The organism is Lactobacillus sp. M0393 (assembly GCF_016102025.1).
Lineage (GTDB): Bacteria > Bacillota > Bacilli > Lactobacillales > Lactobacillaceae > Lactobacillus > Lactobacillus melliventris.
Genome location: NZ_JACFPK010000007.1, coordinates 140,531 through 155,808, shown reverse-complemented (window position 1 = coordinate 155,808; position 15,278 = coordinate 140,531). Strand labels below are relative to the sequence as shown.

Here is a 15,278-nt window from a genome sequence, read left to right as displayed (position 1 = left end):
TTATTTTTTCGCCCGTAAAATTTTGGCCTTGGCATCATTGTAGCCGTCAATGTAGCGTTCTATTTCAATTGCTTTATTCTGGGTAACACGATTAACTAAGTTAACACCTTTTTTAGGAAAAGCTTTGAAAGAATGACTCTCTGCATAGTCCTTTTTGGCTTGTTCACAACCCATTTGATAATTACTGAGAGAACTCTTTTTCACAGCAGTTTTTGCTGTATGATAGGTATAATCATTGGTATCACGCCATTTTTTATAGGTTTTTTCAGCTTCTTTATAGTTTCCGGCTTCATAATTTTCTTTGACATAATCATGTAATTGTTTTAAATTAACCATTTTATTTTTCCAAAAGTTAAACATAATTAACTTCAACTTCACCCATGCTGAAATGGCCTGTTAACATTAATGTAGGACCGCCACCGGTAGATTCGTCATTAATATCTAATTCTCCCAGAGCTAGGTTTAAGTTATCACTGTTGACTTTCCATGAAGTTGGAACGTAAATTTCAATCTCACCCATGGTACCGTTAATATCTACTGTCACTACATCGCCAGCAGCCTTAGCCTGATCAAGGTAGACTTCAACTTCACCTAATGAAGAATTAATCATGACACTACGTAAATTTTGTGAATGAACATAGCGTGAAACTGATGACAGCTTCTGATTTATTACTATATCTTCACCATCAGTATGTTCTTTACTGTCATTAATGGTATTGCCATCAGTTGTATAATCTTTACTGTCATTAATGGTATTATTATCAGTCGTTTTATAACTTTTATCAAAGTCTGACCAATCATCATAGTAATCCCTAGGATTAAATTTATGTTTAAAGTAGTTTCCTCCTAAAAACCAGCTTTTTCTAAAAATTAATGTCAAACCTATATAAATCAGCAATGCAGCAATCAATACTGTCCATGGAACAATTTTGGTAATATGCAATGGTTCAGCGTAAACAATTAAGAGAAAAGCAATAGAAAAAGTCGTACCAAACAAGCTTCTATCTGCTAGACTTTCAATTAAAGCCGCTCCAAACACAATAGTCCAAATAATCATGCTTACTTTCAAATGAAAAGCAAACAGGTGCAGCTGGTTCATTACCAAGAAAATAGCAGCAGCCACTAATGCTATCCCCCAAAATATTTCTCTAATTTTATTTTTTCTCATTATGATGACCTTCTCTCGTTTAACCTATCATTTAAGTTATGGTAGTAATGACGTGAAACATAGACAGTTTTATAAGAATCGCGAAAATTAATTTTACAGTTAGAAATCGAACGTGTTAACGCATAAATTTGATTTAAATTTAAAATTGTTGACTTAGAGACCCGCATGAATTGATTGTTTAATAAATTTTCTAATTCATAGAGTTTGTAATCTACTGTAAAAGCATCCCTCGCAGTATGTGCAATCACTTGTTTATCTTCTGTTTCAAAAAATAAAATTTCGTTCATACTCAAGTAATAGGACACGTTGTCTTTTTTACATTCAATTTGATCAGGATGGCTGTTGATACCTTGAAGTTGACGGTAAATTTGTTCAACTTCTGGTGTCACAGCTTTAGCACGGATAGTTACACTAGTTTCATCATTATCCAGATCCGGATCCAGCTCTATTTTTATTTTCACGCTTCTCACCTGCCCTTCATCACTTGATGATTTAATTAAACTCTTATTTTTATGTAAAATCTAGCCTTTTTAACTAAGTGGTAATCTTAAGAAACCAAGTGGTATATTTTTTTGGTTCAGAAGAAAAGAAAAAATTCAAAGTCAGTTTTAGTATAGTATTTTATTTAAGACAATTTTTAGGTTAAAATTTGCAAAAAGTACCTAAAATATGCTATTTTAGGTACTTTTATGATATTATTATGTAACAAAGTAATTTCGGGAGGCAAATTATGGCAACTAAGATTGTTACTAAAAGATATTCTGTTAATATAGACAAACAAATAGCGGATACTGCAGAGCTAGTTATCCGAAAAATTGGTCTTAAACCTAATGATGTAATTTCAATGATGCTTACACAGATTGCGGACAAAGGTAAACTACCCGTAGCATTTTCAGTTGACGATTATGACCATCTAAAAGATGAAATTATTGCAGCTAGTCGTAAAATTCCTGCACAAAAGGTTGAAACCTCCGAAGAAATAGCTGACTTTTTCGCAGATTAAGGAGACCAGTTAATGAATTTGGGCGATATTTTTATAACATACCTTGAATACGAAGATGTACCAAACGGAAAAAGTCGGCCAGTTTTATACATTGAGCAGGATGATGAATTTTATTATGTATTTAAAATTACTAGTAAATATCAAAATAAGTCAAAAAGCATTCGCGCAAAGTATGCTAAAATTACCGATTGGCAAAAGTCGGGCCTTTACAAGGAATCGTGGATAGACTGTAATAAACGGTATCAGCTGAGAATTGATAAAACGAGACTAAAAGGTATAGGTAATTTAACGATAACCGATTTGAATAATCTTAAGAAATTTATGTGGTAGAGAACAACAAGGACAAGTATGAAAAAGGTACTGAGTTTTATTATTCAATGCCTTTTAATTGTTCTAAGAGAAGCCGGGGTTTTTCAAACCCTTCTAAATTCCAAACAACTATTTATTTAATTTTACTTAATGCATCCCTGACAGCGTCTTTTAATCCTCTAGTGGTATTAGAGGCACCAGAAATTGCATCGACATCAACTGTATTTGCGTTAACCATCTTTGCTGGTAATTCATTAATTGCCTTTTGACCATAATCATCGGATTCAGCTTGTTTCAAAACTTCGATGTTTTTGAGATTCTTTTGCTTATCAGCCGTTACCCTGACAACAATTTCATCTCCCATTCCTTTAGTAGATTTACCAATATATTGTTCAGGGCCAGTCGGATATTCTTCTTTCTTAATATCAGAAGCAAGTGGACGTGGCTTTAACGGCTTTTCATGCTTAGGAGAAGGTACATTAACTTCTGCGATATCGTCTTTAGGATGAGCTGCATTTTGACCGGCAATTTTACCGAAAATCAAGCAGTCTGCAAGATCGGATCCACCTTGATATAAGTTAGACATATTACTGCCTAGCTCCCCGGCACCATACAAATGCGGAATTGCTTTGTGCTCAGGATCAAGAATTTCAGCACGAGCATTTCTTCTAGGACCAGCTTCAGACCAGCCAATAGTCTGTACCAATGGAATTGCATAATACGGACCCTCTTCAGAAAATGCACTTAAAGTAGCGGGAGCACGATGATAAGCATAATCATGTTTCTTTTCGGCAAAGAAGTTAAATTCGTCAATTGTACTTTGCAGTTTATCCGCAGCAACTCCCATCTTTTCTGCTAATTCAGAAACAGAATCAGCTTTAAGAACGGAATTAAGTGCTTTATTATCAGGGAAAGTATCAATCTCACTGATCTTGTCATATTGCTTTTGATCAAAGACAAAGTAAGGGTGAATTGGATTCAATGGTTTATACCATGAACCATGATTTTCTACATAGCCTTCACGTGCTCCTTGATCTTCCTTAAAGTAGCGTGTGCCGTCATCGCCAACCGTAAAAATACTGCCTGTATAGAAGACTGGATTACCCATATAAAATGGTGCACGCTTCATCCCAGGTTCATAAAAAGCAAAAGCTTGTTGCATTCCACCGGCCGCATACATTGACATATGCCACATATCCGCACCTGCTTCGTGGGCCAGGTCAATACCCTTACCTTTATTATAAAGTGAACCCAGTGGTACTAACTTGTGTGAACCAATGTAATCCTGAATCATTTGCGGATTATTTTCGATACCACCAGTGGTTAACACTACACCATTTTTAGCGTAAACGTTTAATAAAACATGATCCCGCTCAATTTGAGCTCCGACAACTTTTTTACCAGGAGTTTGCAAGATGTGCTTAACAGGTGCAGAATACCAAACATCAATTTTATCACTACGATCAAGTACTTTTTGCCGTAAAATATTCCACAATGAAGCGTTAAAAATACCTTTCTCCATTGTGATCATGTCATAGCTTTTAGCACCAGGTAAATTAGGATGATCGGCAATTACTGCATCATCTGGCAATCCTAAAATAGTTTTGTAGCTAACAGGTTCATTAACATCCAGATATTTTCTAAAATATTCTTTCATGTGTGTAATGCCATGAACAACTGTATCCTCTATTTCAGGGTCAATGCTAAAGTGCTGGGCCAAATGCTCGTAGTAAGCACGATAATCTTCTTCGCTGCTGCTATAACCTACAAGTTCAGCAGCATATCTTGTGTTACCACCTTCGTGACCTTCTGGAGCTGAGTCAACTATTAGCACTTTAGCACCACTATCAGCCGCAAAACGAGCCGCAGTTGCTCCAGCTCCACCAAAGCCTAAAACTACTACATCATAGCTTGCATCATAATATGTATGATCATTAACTATCATATGTTTACCTTTCTTTCACAATAATAATTTTTAAAACTATTTATATTTTTCATCAAAAACAATAATTGGTTTTATCGTACTGCCATTTACAGAATCCCTGATGGCTTCATTAATTCTCTCTGATTGATAAAACTTAACCATTTTAGCAAGTGGAAACTTGCATGAACGATAAAGATCAACCATTTCAGGAATAAATTCCTGCGGTACAGATTCAACCTCAATAACACCAGTAAAACTCTTTGACGCCGACAAAAGATTAATCATCGGACCGAGCTCCTTAATTGTCTTGATTCCTATAGTTTTACTTCAATTTCATTTTATCTTTAATAAGTTCAGCTTATCACATAACCACTTACATAAAACACTGCTTATCCAAAATTTAATTTTTGAGTATAAAAAAGTTCACATTCAAGTGAACTTTTATTTATTAATTATTCCAAACCAACTTTTTTAAAGATTTCATCAACATGCCGCAAATGGTAATGATAGTCAAAGGCATCGGCTACATCATCTTCAGAAAGGTAATTCATAATTCGACTATCTTCAACTAATTTTCTAAAGGAAATTCCCTCATTCCAAGACTTGTTAGTTAGCTTTTGGACCATATCATAAGCATCTTCACGAGAAAGACCAGCCTCATCAATAAGCTTTAACAGCAAGCGTTGTGAGTAAATCAGGCCATAAGTTTTATCCATGTTCTTAAGCATTGTTTCTGGAAAAACATCTAGATTGGTCAAAATACGGTTAAAGCGATCAAGCATATAATCAATACCAATTGTTGTGTCTGGCAGAATCACTCTTTCGGCACTGGAATGGGAAATATCGCGCTCATGCCAAAGTGATACATCTTCATAAGCAGTAATAATATGACCCCGTAGAACCCGCGCCATTCCGCAAAGATTTTCTGAGCCAATAGGGTTGCGTTTATGAGGCATTGCCGACGAGCCCTTTTGTCCCGCACGGAAGTGCTCCTCCACTTCGTGAATTTCAGAGCGTTGCAAACTTCTAATTTCGGTAGCCCAGTTCTCAATACTGGTAGCTATTAGCGCCAAAGTCGCAATATATTCAGCGTGTAAATCACGCGGCAAGACCTGGCTGGTAATAGGCTGCTGGGTCAGGCCCAATTGTCTTAAGACACTAGTTTCAACAGCTGGTGGGACGTTAGCAAAAGTCCCAACGGCTCCGGAAATTTTCCCTGATTCTACCCCTTTTGCTGCATGTTCGAAGCGTTCAATATCACGCTTAATTTCCGCATACCAGCGAGCGAGCTTCAGACCGAAAGTAGTAGGTTCAGCTTGCACACCATGCGTGCGCCCCATTTCCACCGTATTTTTATATTTACGTGCTTTTTCAGCAATCGTCTTTTTTAAATCTTGCAAATCTTGCCGAATAATTGCATCAGCCTGTTTTAAAATATAACCCTGCGCCGTATCAACCACATCAGTCGAAGTTAAACCAAAGTGCACCCATTTTTTCTCTGGACCCAGACTTTCGGAAACAGTACGGGTAAAAGCCACCACATCATGGTGCGTTATCTGCTCCAATTCTGCCACCCGTTCAGGCGTAAAACTGGCATTTTGGGCAATTTTAGCAGCATCTGCTTTTGGTACTTCATCTAATTCACTCCAGGCATTGGTGGCGGCTATTTCTACCTTTAACCATGCTTCATATTTATTTTCATCCGACCATATTTTGCCCATTTCAGGGCGAGTATAACGTTCTAACATAAATTACATTTCCCATGGATTCTGTAACACGATTGTTTGTTCACGATCCGGTCCTACTGAAACAGTAACAAGGGGAATACCAACAAGCTCTGAAACACGGTTTAAAAACTTCTGTGCATTTTCCGGCAAGTCAGACCAACTTTTAGCACCCGTGATATCTTCTTTCCAAGCAGGTAATTCCTCATAAACAGGCTTACACCGGTATAGTTCTTTCAGGCTGGCAGGATAATAGTCAATTTTTTGACCATCGAGTTCATAAGCAGTTGCAATTTTAATAGTGTCAAAGCCGCTGAAAATATCAAGTAAGTTTAGACTTAAGCCGTTAATACCAGCTACACGTTTGGCATGACGTAACGCCACTGAATCAAACCAACCTACGCGACGAGGACGACCGGTAACCGTCCCATATTCATGAGCAGTTTCACGAATCCGGTCGCCAGTTTCATCTAATAATTCAGTTGGAAAAGGACCGGCACCAACACGAGTAGTATAAGCTTTGCAGACGCCAATAACAGTTTTTAACCGGTTGGCACCAACGCCAATACCACTGGCAATCCCGCCGGAAATGGTATTTGATGAGGTAACAAATGGATAGGTACCTTCATCTATATCAAGCATAATTCCCTGTGCCCCTTCAAACAGGACTTTTTCATTGTTATCAAGAGCATCATTAACTAGTACTGAAGTATCTGTAACATATTTTTTCATTTTTTGACCGTATTCATAATATTTGGCAAAAATATCCTCAAATTTAAGAGCCGGTTTACCATAAATTTTGGTAAATACTTCATTTTTTTGCTCTAAGTTAGTACGCAATTTTGCTGCAAAAGTATCCTTCTCAAGTAAGTCACAAACGCGAATACCAATTCTGGAAGCTTTGTCCATGTATGCTGGACCAATACCGTTTTTAGTAGTACCGATTTTTTGATCGCCCTTTGCTTCTTCTTGGTATTCATCTTGCTTGATATGGTAAGGCATAATGATGTGAGCACGATTAGAAATCTTTAATTTACTGGTGTCTATGCCCTTTTCTTCAAGATTTTTTAATTCATTAAATAAAACTTCAGGATTAATTACCACGCCATTACCAATTACAGCACCTTCTTTTGACGCAAAAATGCCTGACGGAATTAAGCGCATCTTAAAATCTTGGCCATTGATTTCAATAGTATGACCAGCATTATTACCACCGTTTGAGCGTACAGTATACGCTGCTTCATTACTCAAAAAGTCAGTGATTTTGCCCTTTCCTTCGTCGCCCCATTGACTACCAACAACTGCAACTGCTGTCATTCTTATTCACCTCATTAAATTTCTACAAATATCACGTAAATAGTCTAGCAATTTGCCTACATTTAGTCAAATTTAAATGCGAATTATTATAGGAGCCAGATTTTTAATAGTTCGATTTCTCTGTTGACAAAAAAAGTATTTTTGATTATAGTTACTTCGTTTGCAAAGATTATTTATTCTAGGAGCCGATTTATTTATGAGTAATTATTTCAGTATGGAAGCCTTTGATTATGACGACATCCAGCTTGTGCCCAACAAGGGAATTATCAAAAGCCGTCATGATGCTGATACGAGTGTAAAGTTTGGAAACCGAACATTTAAAATACCGGTTGTGCCAGCAAACATGGAAAGTGTCATTAACGATGACTTGGCAGTCTGGCTGGCTCAAAATGGCTACTACTACGTCATGCACCGCTTTCAGCCTGAGAAGCGTCTTAATTTTATCAAAATGATGCATGAAAAAGGCTTATTTGCTTCAATATCCGTAGGTATCAAAAAAGGCGAATATGATTTTATCGACCAATTAGTTAATGAAAATATCAAACCTGAATATATCACAATTGATGTTGCCCACGGTCATTCTATCTATGTCATTGATATGATTAAGTATATTAAAGAAAAATTACCTGATACTTTCTTAACAGCAGGTAATATTGCAACTCCTGAAGCCGTCCGTGAATTAGAAGGCGCAGGAGCTGATGCCACTAAGGTGGGTGTTGGACCTGGCCGTGCATGTATCACCAAACTTAAAACTGGTTTTGGTACTGGTGGCTGGCAACTAGCTGCTTTAAGAATGTGCAGTAAAGTGGCCAGCAAGCCATTGATTGCAGATGGCGGTATCCGCTATAACGGCGATATAGCAAAATCAATTCGGTTTGGCGCTACCATGGTCATGATTGGTTCCATGCTTGCGGGACACGAGGAGTCTCCAGGTAATGTGATCAAAATTAATGGCAAAACTTACAAACAATATTGGGGTTCAGCTTCTGAAGTCCAAAAGGGAGCTTATCGCAATGTTGAAGGTAAACAAATGCTCGTTCCCTACCGTGGTCACATTGCCGACACGTTAAGAGAAATGCAGGAAGATTTGCAATCTTCGATTTCTTACGCGGGTGGCAAAGACCTTAGTTCAATTAAATTAGTTGATTATGTAATTGTTAAAAACACGATTATGGATGGCGATAAATAGCTAATTTCATGATTTTATCGCCAAATTATTAATAAATATGGTAATTATTTCTTTTTTTCGTTAAAATAAGATTTATCTCAGCTCTGGTAGGTAGTCGGTGCTGGGATTTTTTATAGCTAAATTTTACTTTATTCAAAAAACGAAATTTCTTCTCCTAAAATAAAGAGCCGCAATATTTAAAATGAGTTCTGAAGGTCATATTCCTTTCAGAACTCATTTCAATAGAGCTTTAACTTATATATTTTTTGTATATATCAAATTTGCATTAATCTTTCAGCTTGCTTTAATACGGCCAATCCGTTCATTCTGCCATAATCTTGTATTGGTATGACTGCAAGCGGAATATTATTTTTTTCAGTAATTGGTTTTAAACCATCAACCATGTACCGAATCTGTGGTCCAAGCAAAATGCAGTCTGGCATATCTTTTTCTACTAAGTTAGAAATTAAATCTGCAGAAACTGCTTTAATTTGATAATTTTTATTAGACTTATTAGCTTCTTCTTTCATTTTATTTACCAAAAGTGAAGTTGAAAAGCCACCTGCACAAGATAATAGAATTTTTTTCAATTTATATACCTCATAATTCTATTCTAAAAGGCGATACTGGGTAATTTAGTTCATTATATAAACCTAAATCTTTAGTGAAATTTGTATAAGCGTAAGAAATCATAGTTGGTTTTTGGTTAAGTGAAACAATTATTTCATTTTTGGCTAAATGATTATTAACAAGCAATATATTATATTTTTTATCTAAAATTGTTACTTGTAATACAGCCTTCCTAATTAGTTTTAATTCTAAACACCTAGCTATTGTTAAAATAAGTTTGCCGTTATTAAACTTTATTTGGTCAACATAGGGAGTGCCAGCATAGTCATTACCTACCAAAATTTTTCCTAACCGTTTACCCATTATTTTTTTGTTTTCTGGATGAATATTATGTTCTTCGCCACCGTCTATAAAAGAAACTAAATCTACACCAGGAGTATTTGCCGCTACATCTAACTGAGTCTGTCTAATCACTGCCGCAGCGTTCTCAGGGTAATCCGCATATCCGGGCAATTGTATCAACTTAATCGGTAGAGAAGGGTCTTGTAACTCTTTTCTCCATGTTTTAATTAATATGGGTAATAACTTACCGTATTCTGCTGCATTATCAGTATCATTTTCTCCTTGATACCAAACCATACCGTTAAATACACCATATCGAACTTGTTTTACCATCGTTTCATACAAACCACCAGGCCGCGTAAACAAGTCTGGCCGTGCAGGCGGTGGCCATGGAGTATGCCCCACTTTGTTTTTAGCTGTACTCAATGAAGCTCGGGGATGTTCTCTTAAATATTTTTTTAAATCAATTTTGTGTTGATTAACTTTTTCGTTATAAACTGCCGTTTCACGATTAAAATCAATAAAAGTTTTATTTGCAATCTCGTGATTATATTTTTCCAAAAAGGATTTATTCAAGTCTGGATCATTAGCTAGATCTTCTGTTTTTACCCATGAGCTGGCAGAAGTTCCACCTTTGTAGCAATCAACCACTGCTATTGGACAAGTTAGTCCTTCTTTTCTCATAGCTTTCATCATATAAAATCCTATGGCAGATACCATTCCACAATTTTTGGCATTTATTTTATGCCAAGTTTCAAATTGTAAGTCACTGGGTTTAACCTGATCATTTATCGGATCAATATAATCTATTTGAGGCACATTATAGTAATATAATTCATCATACTTGTTACTTTTTAAATCTTTTAAAACTTGTGAATAATTTGCCTCATCTTTTAAACGAAATTCAATATTAGATTGTCCACTAAGTAAATAAACCATGCCAAAATGAATATTACTAATTTGTTGGCAATCACCTTTAACATTTACAGTAATTTCAGCAATCGTATCTGTGTTATTAATAGCTGGCAAAGTTATTTGCCATTCCCCAGTGTTATTTGATACTGTTTGGTATCTTTTTTTGTTAAAAGTAATATTTACTTCTTGATTAGCTTTAATTTCTCCTCCAATTTTAAAATCCATATTAACTGGTAATACCATGTTTGACTGAAACAAATCAGCTAACAAATTTTGATTAAATTTCATTTTTCCTTATGAATTAGCACTTTCCATTTCATCAATAGCAATAGAATCAGCATTAATTTTATTATCCATTTTTACAAAAGGAATATAAATCAAAGTTGTAATTATTAAACTTACCGCTTGTACAATCACACCACGAATATTTCCCGTGTAAAGCAATCCTGATAACAATGTCGGTACAGTCCATGGTACATTATTAACAATTGGAGCAATAAAGCCTATTTTAGTAAAGAAATAACCAATATAAAATGCCAGTGGTTGAGCAATAACAAATGGAACAATATAAATTGGATTCAAAACAATTGGTAAACCAAACGTAATTGGTTCTGAAATGTTAAAGATTGCAGGTAAAAGCGCAATCTTGGAAATTTTCTTTGCTGCAACCCGTTTTGAAGCAATTAATATTGCTAAAACTGGGGATAAGGAGAAAGTTCCTGCCGCAATTGATGAAAAGTTCATAAATAAGGTTGAAAAAATATGGTGTGCCTGTCCTAACATATTTTGGGTATCATTGATAGTCCAAGTCATGCCAAAAATAGCTCCCCAGATCGATGTTGGATGTATACCAAACCATTGGAGTAAACTCCATGTAAATTGTGATACAAACGCAAAAGCATTTGTTTTAGATATTGCTAAAGCTGGAGCTTGTAAAATGGCTAAAAATAATGCTGGCATAGTTTTTCCTGTTGTTGCAGTACTTAAGCCAGTTAAAACAATAAAAATTCCCAATGTAATTGAACCTGGAATTAATGACGAGAAACTTTGGGCAACTGCAGGTGGAACTGATTCAGGTAGTTTTATAGTAATATTTTTTTGCATTATCTTGTTATAAATCCAGACTGCACTGCCACTGATTAAAATTGCGGCAAACACACCCTGAGTTCCAAGGTATTGAGTATCCAAATAATTTAAAACGTTTATTGCTTTTTTAGTATTTGGAATAGTATATTGAAAATTCCATGGAATTGATATAAAAAATGCAGCAAGTCCAAACAAAACATCTGTCATATGTTCTGCTCTGTTATTAAAAAATCTTGTTGAAACTTCCCAGCTAAAAATCACAGCCAGTAGCAACGCAAAGACGCTCAAAGTACCATTTGAAACAAGACCTATTAAATTTGCCGTTGTTTGAAGGCCGTGCTCAAAGCCACTTTGTTGCCAAGCTGACCAAGAACCTGAAATTAGTCGACCTAACTGAAGCCCCTGATTACCAAAAATTAATCCATTCATCGGATCGATAACAACATTCTGGAGCATGATTCCAAAACCGGCAATCATTGTTGTAGCCGAAACAATAACAAATGTATCACGCAAAGTTAACAATAATCTGTTACCAGATATTTTCCCGGCAACTCTAATAAATCCATTTTCCAGTTTTTTCATACCGGATGATTCTGAACTGTCATTCATAACTATCTCCCTCTTTGACTCACATTTTTGTAACCGCTTTATTTAGATTACAATAATATGATATAACAAATATTTAAATTGTCAACTTTTGATATAACAAAAAATAGGAAGCTTAATTACTTCCTATTTTTTATAATACTACCGCCTCTTTAATTAAAAACTTAGTTATACGATAATATGTCTCATTACATTCAAAAATACGACCATCACTTAAATATGATTTTTGAAACCATTTAAGGAGTGGCTCATTATTATCAACTTTTTCTTGAACTTTGTTTTCTCTTAGCAATTCCTGTTTTGCAAAAACTAAAGATATTTCTCGCATTGCACTTTTTGGTTCAATACCAATTTTTTTACTTATTAATGGATAAATCGAAGTTTCTAACATCTCCATATTTAATCCTTGGATTACTTTTGCAGGAATAGATATCTTTTGAAAAGCGACCAATTGTTTGCTGGCAGTCATCGCCGCTCGTTTTATTGTATATACTATATCGTAGGGGTTTATCCCAAGAGCTTCAGTAATTTTTGAGGTTCCTTGTCCAACTTCAAAATCGAGGAGCTTTAATTTATACTTTTTTAAATTGATTAGTTCTAATTGATTTGAATTTACTGATGACTGATATTGATTGTTGTCTTTTACATAAGTACCAGCTCCCTGAATTCTATAAATTAAGCCTTGGTTTTCGAGTTCTTTTAATGCATTTCTAACTGTAATCCTGCTAACGTTGTATGATTTAGCCAAATCATACTCTTTAGGAAGACGGTCATTTGGCTGATATTCATCAGTCTCAATTTCATGTTTAAGCTTCTTAGCTATAAGTAAATACTTAGGCAATTCTTTCATAATTTCATCTCTATAATTAATTTGTTATATCAAATAGATTCTAACATGTTTAATCGCATAGCGCATATAACAAATCTTTATGTTAATTATTAAAATTGGGTATATTCAAGTGAAAAAATGATTTACAGCTTTGAAAAGTAATTTAAAAATTTCAATGAACCGAAAGACGCAATCAGAAAAGAATTAAGCTCAAACTAAAAGGACTAACTCCGATTGAATATCGAAAACTAGTCCTCAGTTAGTAGCTAATATAAGGTCCTAATTTTAGGGTTCACATCAAATTTTAAAAGTCATTTTTCTAAAAGAATAATTTTTTCAGACTCTTTAAAATTAATTATTAGCAGTAGAGTTTAGCACTTTTAAAACAAATTATTTTGCCACAAGATACTCATCTCATAATCTGGTCATTCCTAACAATGTTAAAGTATTGTTGTAATTCAGAATCACCGTTTTTAATTTCCAATAATCCTTTACTGGGATCCAGAATTATAAACTGTAAATTAAAGACCTTATGATAATTTATATATACAGGCTCCTTAAACTTAAAAACAAAATAACGTTTCTTAATTTCATGAGGGCCCAGAAGAGTGAGGTACATATTATAAGGGTAGGCATGGTAGCCTTCATTTGTTATTAAAGCTGCAACATAACTAACAAAATTGTTTTTATGTTTTTGGGGGATGCCTAGTTGGTTAATCAAATGATTAGCTACTATGTCCTGAATTTTTCCTTTTAAAGCATCTATTTTAATTATCACTGGCCGTTTAAAATAATTGACAATTGAACCAATTGTTCGTTTAGTGGACAGTATTCTTTGCCACAGTGCCATTCTTAGCCCATCATCTGAAAAAAAGGAAAAAGTTATTTTGGGAATATTTATATTTTTATAACCTGGTTTAGTCTTTGAGGAAACTAATAAATAATCGTATTTTGAATAATCAATATTTTCCAATTCATAAGAATAAACAAAAGTATAATTTGCATTATATTTATTTAAATCAAGTTTACCTATTAAATGTTCACTGGCTAATTTACCATAGTCGTTTACAACCAAGAAGTTAGTGGGAAAGTAACTGTTTTGTTTTTGATGAATCTTACTGTATAAGCCCAGAACTATATCGTTAAACAGGCTGTCATTTAACTCTTTTTTATTATAATCAGCGCAAGAACTATATAAAGCAACGGTTAAAGAACTTGTTGCAAAAATTTTGCGAGCAACCTTTTCAGTTGCTAGTTCTAAATTGAAGCAAACAAAGTCATATTTTTTCTTAAGGTATCTGATAAAGAAACTGCGATAAATGTATGCAGCAATATCAGAACCTTTATTAATGCATAGTGACAATTGCTCTTTTAAAGCAGCACAAACTTGTTTAACCTGTAATTTTACTTGCTGAGAGCAGGTTTTTAATTTATCCAGATCAGAAATTTGATTAATTTCGGAATTAATTAGTAAAAAAATAGTTAAGCATAGTTCTTCCTGGATATTATTTTTAATTAATTTATCAGCAATTATAAACGCCTTAGCATGCATCAATTCAGCTTTAAGATTATGACTAATCTTTAAACTAATATCTGGCCGTAATTTATAAATCAGCAGATATTTTGTTACTTGCCTAAAGCCCTTATCTGTTAAAGGAAAATCATATTCATGAATTAATTGGAGTAAAGTCTGACTTTTATTTAGTAATTCAGTTTTAGTAACACCATATTCAGTAAAAGCATATTCTGGTAGCAAAGCGTCTTTTGGTTCAAAACTATAGACATCAAATAAATCTATCAAGCATGAACGAACAGCACCCGTTTTACCTACTACTTTCATGCCATAGTATGGAACAGACTTCACTTTTAAATTATAAATACTTAAAAATTTTTTTACATCACGCATATCCTTATTGATAGTCGCGGTACTAAAATTTAGTTTTCTCGCCAACTGGTCGATTTTAATGTAGTTTGGACTCGCACACAGAAATCTGCAAATTTTGGCAATACGTAACTTATTACGAAATAAGTGATTAAACTTGAGATTTAAATATTCAGAGCAATTCTCCTTTAATAATTTCAACCAGTCACTTTCTGCTAAAGAATAATCAAGTAAATATCCTTTAGCTCTTTGATTGATAATTTTGACATCATGACCGTTATTACGTAAAGCCTTATTAATCTGCTCAAATTCTGTATTCAGCGTTCGCGCAGAAATCCCGCTTTTCTTTTTTAATTCAGAAATAGTAAGTAAATCATTGTTTAAAAAAAGATTTAACAATTCAATTTCTCGGTAAGTTAAATTCAACATTGTTTT

Annotated in this window: 15 protein-coding genes and 1 pseudogene; 4 read left to right on the top strand and 12 right to left on the bottom strand. The window is 34.5% G+C overall.

What is annotated here, in order from left to right:
- Genes H3R29_RS07570 through H3R29_RS07560 form a run of 3 tightly spaced genes read right to left on the bottom strand, consistent with a single transcriptional unit; the run spans nt 1 to nt 1,629 of the window.
- Nucleotides 1-336 carry a hypothetical protein gene (locus H3R29_RS07570; protein WP_198202970.1) on the bottom strand — a complete coding sequence of 112 codons (336 nt, stop codon included), beginning with the start codon at nt 334-336 and terminating at the stop codon, nt 1-3.
- Nucleotides 337-352: 16 nt separating this feature from the next.
- Nucleotides 353-1,168 (bottom strand): LiaF domain-containing protein, encoded by an 816-nt coding sequence (locus H3R29_RS07565; RefSeq protein WP_198202969.1) that lies wholly within the window; start codon nt 1,166-1,168, stop codon nt 353-355.
- Entirely contained in the window at nt 1,168-1,629 is a 462-nt protein-coding gene (locus H3R29_RS07560; RefSeq protein WP_110446771.1) for a LytTR family DNA-binding domain-containing protein, read from the bottom strand. The genes H3R29_RS07565 and H3R29_RS07560 overlap by 1 nt, the downstream gene beginning before the upstream one ends.
- 269 nt (nt 1,630-1,898) lie before the next feature.
- Here H3R29_RS07560 and H3R29_RS07555 point away from each other — a divergent pair, with 269 nt between their 5' ends.
- Nucleotides 1,899-2,171: a type II toxin-antitoxin system RelB/DinJ family antitoxin gene (locus H3R29_RS07555; RefSeq protein ID WP_038524621.1), complete on the top strand. Its 273-nt coding sequence runs from the start codon at nt 1,899-1,901 to the stop codon at nt 2,169-2,171.
- Between the two features lie 12 nt (nt 2,172-2,183).
- A complete protein-coding gene (locus H3R29_RS07550; protein ID WP_198202968.1) occupies nt 2,184-2,501 on the top strand; it encodes a type II toxin-antitoxin system PemK/MazF family toxin in 318 nt (105 codons plus the stop codon).
- Between the two features lie 112 nt (nt 2,502-2,613).
- On the opposite strand, the gene H3R29_RS07545 is transcribed toward H3R29_RS07550, so the two are convergent.
- The 4 genes from H3R29_RS07545 to H3R29_RS07530 all read right to left on the bottom strand — a co-directional run bounded on the left by H3R29_RS07545 (nt 2,614) and on the right by H3R29_RS07530 (nt 7,445).
- Complete coding sequence (locus H3R29_RS07545) at nt 2,614-4,425, bottom strand: FAD-binding protein (protein ID WP_198202967.1); 1,812 nt, start codon at nt 4,423-4,425, stop codon at nt 2,614-2,616.
- Nucleotides 4,426-4,461: 36 nt separating this feature from the next.
- The gene (locus H3R29_RS07540; RefSeq protein ID WP_198202966.1) at nt 4,462-4,689 is read right to left on the bottom strand and encodes an aryl-alcohol dehydrogenase; all 228 of its coding nucleotides are present in this window, start codon (nt 4,687-4,689) and stop codon (nt 4,462-4,464) included.
- A 167-nt stretch (nt 4,690-4,856) separates the two neighbouring features.
- Nucleotides 4,857-6,152: an adenylosuccinate lyase gene (gene purB, locus H3R29_RS07535; RefSeq protein WP_198202965.1), complete on the bottom strand. Its 1,296-nt coding sequence runs from the start codon at nt 6,150-6,152 to the stop codon at nt 4,857-4,859.
- Between the two features lie 3 nt (nt 6,153-6,155).
- Entirely contained in the window at nt 6,156-7,445 is a 1,290-nt protein-coding gene (locus tag H3R29_RS07530; RefSeq protein WP_198202964.1) for an adenylosuccinate synthase, read from the bottom strand.
- 196 nt (nt 7,446-7,641) lie between these two features.
- Here H3R29_RS07530 and H3R29_RS07525 point away from each other — a divergent pair, with 196 nt between their 5' ends.
- A complete protein-coding gene (locus H3R29_RS07525) occupies nt 7,642-8,634 on the top strand; it encodes a GMP reductase (RefSeq protein ID WP_046325668.1) in 993 nt (330 codons plus the stop codon).
- Between the two features lie 254 nt (nt 8,635-8,888).
- Here the strand turns inward: H3R29_RS07525 and H3R29_RS07520 are convergent, their stop codons facing one another.
- The 4 genes from H3R29_RS07520 to H3R29_RS07505 form a co-directional block, all read right to left on the bottom strand.
- The gene (locus tag H3R29_RS07520) at nt 8,889-9,203 is read right to left on the bottom strand and encodes a PTS sugar transporter subunit IIB (protein WP_198202963.1); all 315 of its coding nucleotides are present in this window, start codon (nt 9,201-9,203) and stop codon (nt 8,889-8,891) included.
- A 10-nt stretch (nt 9,204-9,213) separates the two neighbouring features.
- On the bottom strand, nt 9,214-10,665 hold the full coding sequence (locus tag H3R29_RS07515) for a sialate O-acetylesterase (RefSeq protein WP_198214721.1): 1,452 nt from the start codon (nt 10,663-10,665) through the stop codon (nt 9,214-9,216).
- Nucleotides 10,666-10,734: 69 nt separating this feature from the next.
- Complete coding sequence (locus H3R29_RS07510; protein WP_198202961.1) at nt 10,735-12,135, bottom strand: PTS sugar transporter subunit IIC; 1,401 nt, start codon at nt 12,133-12,135, stop codon at nt 10,735-10,737.
- 130 nt (nt 12,136-12,265) lie between these two features.
- Entirely contained in the window at nt 12,266-12,982 is a 717-nt protein-coding gene (locus H3R29_RS07505) for a GntR family transcriptional regulator (RefSeq protein WP_198202960.1), read from the bottom strand.
- Nucleotides 12,983-13,155: 173 nt separating this feature from the next.
- Here H3R29_RS07505 and H3R29_RS09250 point away from each other — a divergent pair.
- Nucleotides 13,156-13,224, top strand: a pseudogene (locus tag H3R29_RS09250) (IS3 family transposase); the annotation flags it as partial.
- Nucleotides 13,225-13,370: 146 nt separating this feature from the next.
- Here the strand turns inward: H3R29_RS09250 and H3R29_RS07500 are convergent.
- Nucleotides 13,371-15,272 (bottom strand): helix-turn-helix domain-containing protein, encoded by a 1,902-nt coding sequence (locus H3R29_RS07500; protein ID WP_198202959.1) that lies wholly within the window; start codon nt 15,270-15,272, stop codon nt 13,371-13,373.
- Nucleotides 15,273-15,278: the final 6 nt, after the last annotated feature.

Excerpts from the sequence above, each read along its gene's own strand:
- H3R29_RS07545 (WP_198202967.1), bottom strand. The coding sequence starts at position 4,425 with ATGATAGTTAATGATCATACATATTATGATGCAAGCTATGATGTAGTA.
- H3R29_RS07565 (WP_198202969.1), bottom strand. The coding sequence starts at position 1,168 with ATGAGAAAAAATAAAATTAGAGAAATATTTTGGGGGATAGCATTAGTG.
- H3R29_RS07500 (WP_198202959.1), bottom strand. The coding sequence starts at position 15,272 with ATGTTGAATTTAACTTACCGAGAAATTGAATTGTTAAATCTTTTTTTA.
- purB (WP_198202965.1), bottom strand. The coding sequence starts at position 6,152 with ATGTTAGAACGTTATACTCGCCCTGAAATGGGCAAAATATGGTCGGAT.
- H3R29_RS07550 (WP_198202968.1), top strand. The coding sequence starts at position 2,184 with ATGAATTTGGGCGATATTTTTATAACATACCTTGAATACGAAGATGTA.
- H3R29_RS07515 (WP_198214721.1), bottom strand. The coding sequence starts at position 10,665 with ATGGATTTTAAAATTGGAGGAGAAATTAAAGCTAATCAAGAAGTAAAT.
- H3R29_RS07555 (WP_038524621.1), top strand. The coding sequence starts at position 1,899 with ATGGCAACTAAGATTGTTACTAAAAGATATTCTGTTAATATAGACAAA.
- H3R29_RS07540 (WP_198202966.1), bottom strand. The coding sequence starts at position 4,689 with ATGATTAATCTTTTGTCGGCGTCAAAGAGTTTTACTGGTGTTATTGAG.
- H3R29_RS07510 (WP_198202961.1), bottom strand. The coding sequence starts at position 12,135 with ATGAATGACAGTTCAGAATCATCCGGTATGAAAAAACTGGAAAATGGA.
- H3R29_RS07525 (WP_046325668.1), top strand. The coding sequence starts at position 7,642 with ATGAGTAATTATTTCAGTATGGAAGCCTTTGATTATGACGACATCCAG.
- H3R29_RS07505 (WP_198202960.1), bottom strand. The coding sequence starts at position 12,982 with ATGAAAGAATTGCCTAAGTATTTACTTATAGCTAAGAAGCTTAAACAT.
- H3R29_RS07570 (WP_198202970.1), bottom strand. The coding sequence starts at position 336 with ATGGTTAATTTAAAACAATTACATGATTATGTCAAAGAAAATTATGAA.
- H3R29_RS07530 (WP_198202964.1), bottom strand. The coding sequence starts at position 7,445 with ATGACAGCAGTTGCAGTTGTTGGTAGTCAATGGGGCGACGAAGGAAAG.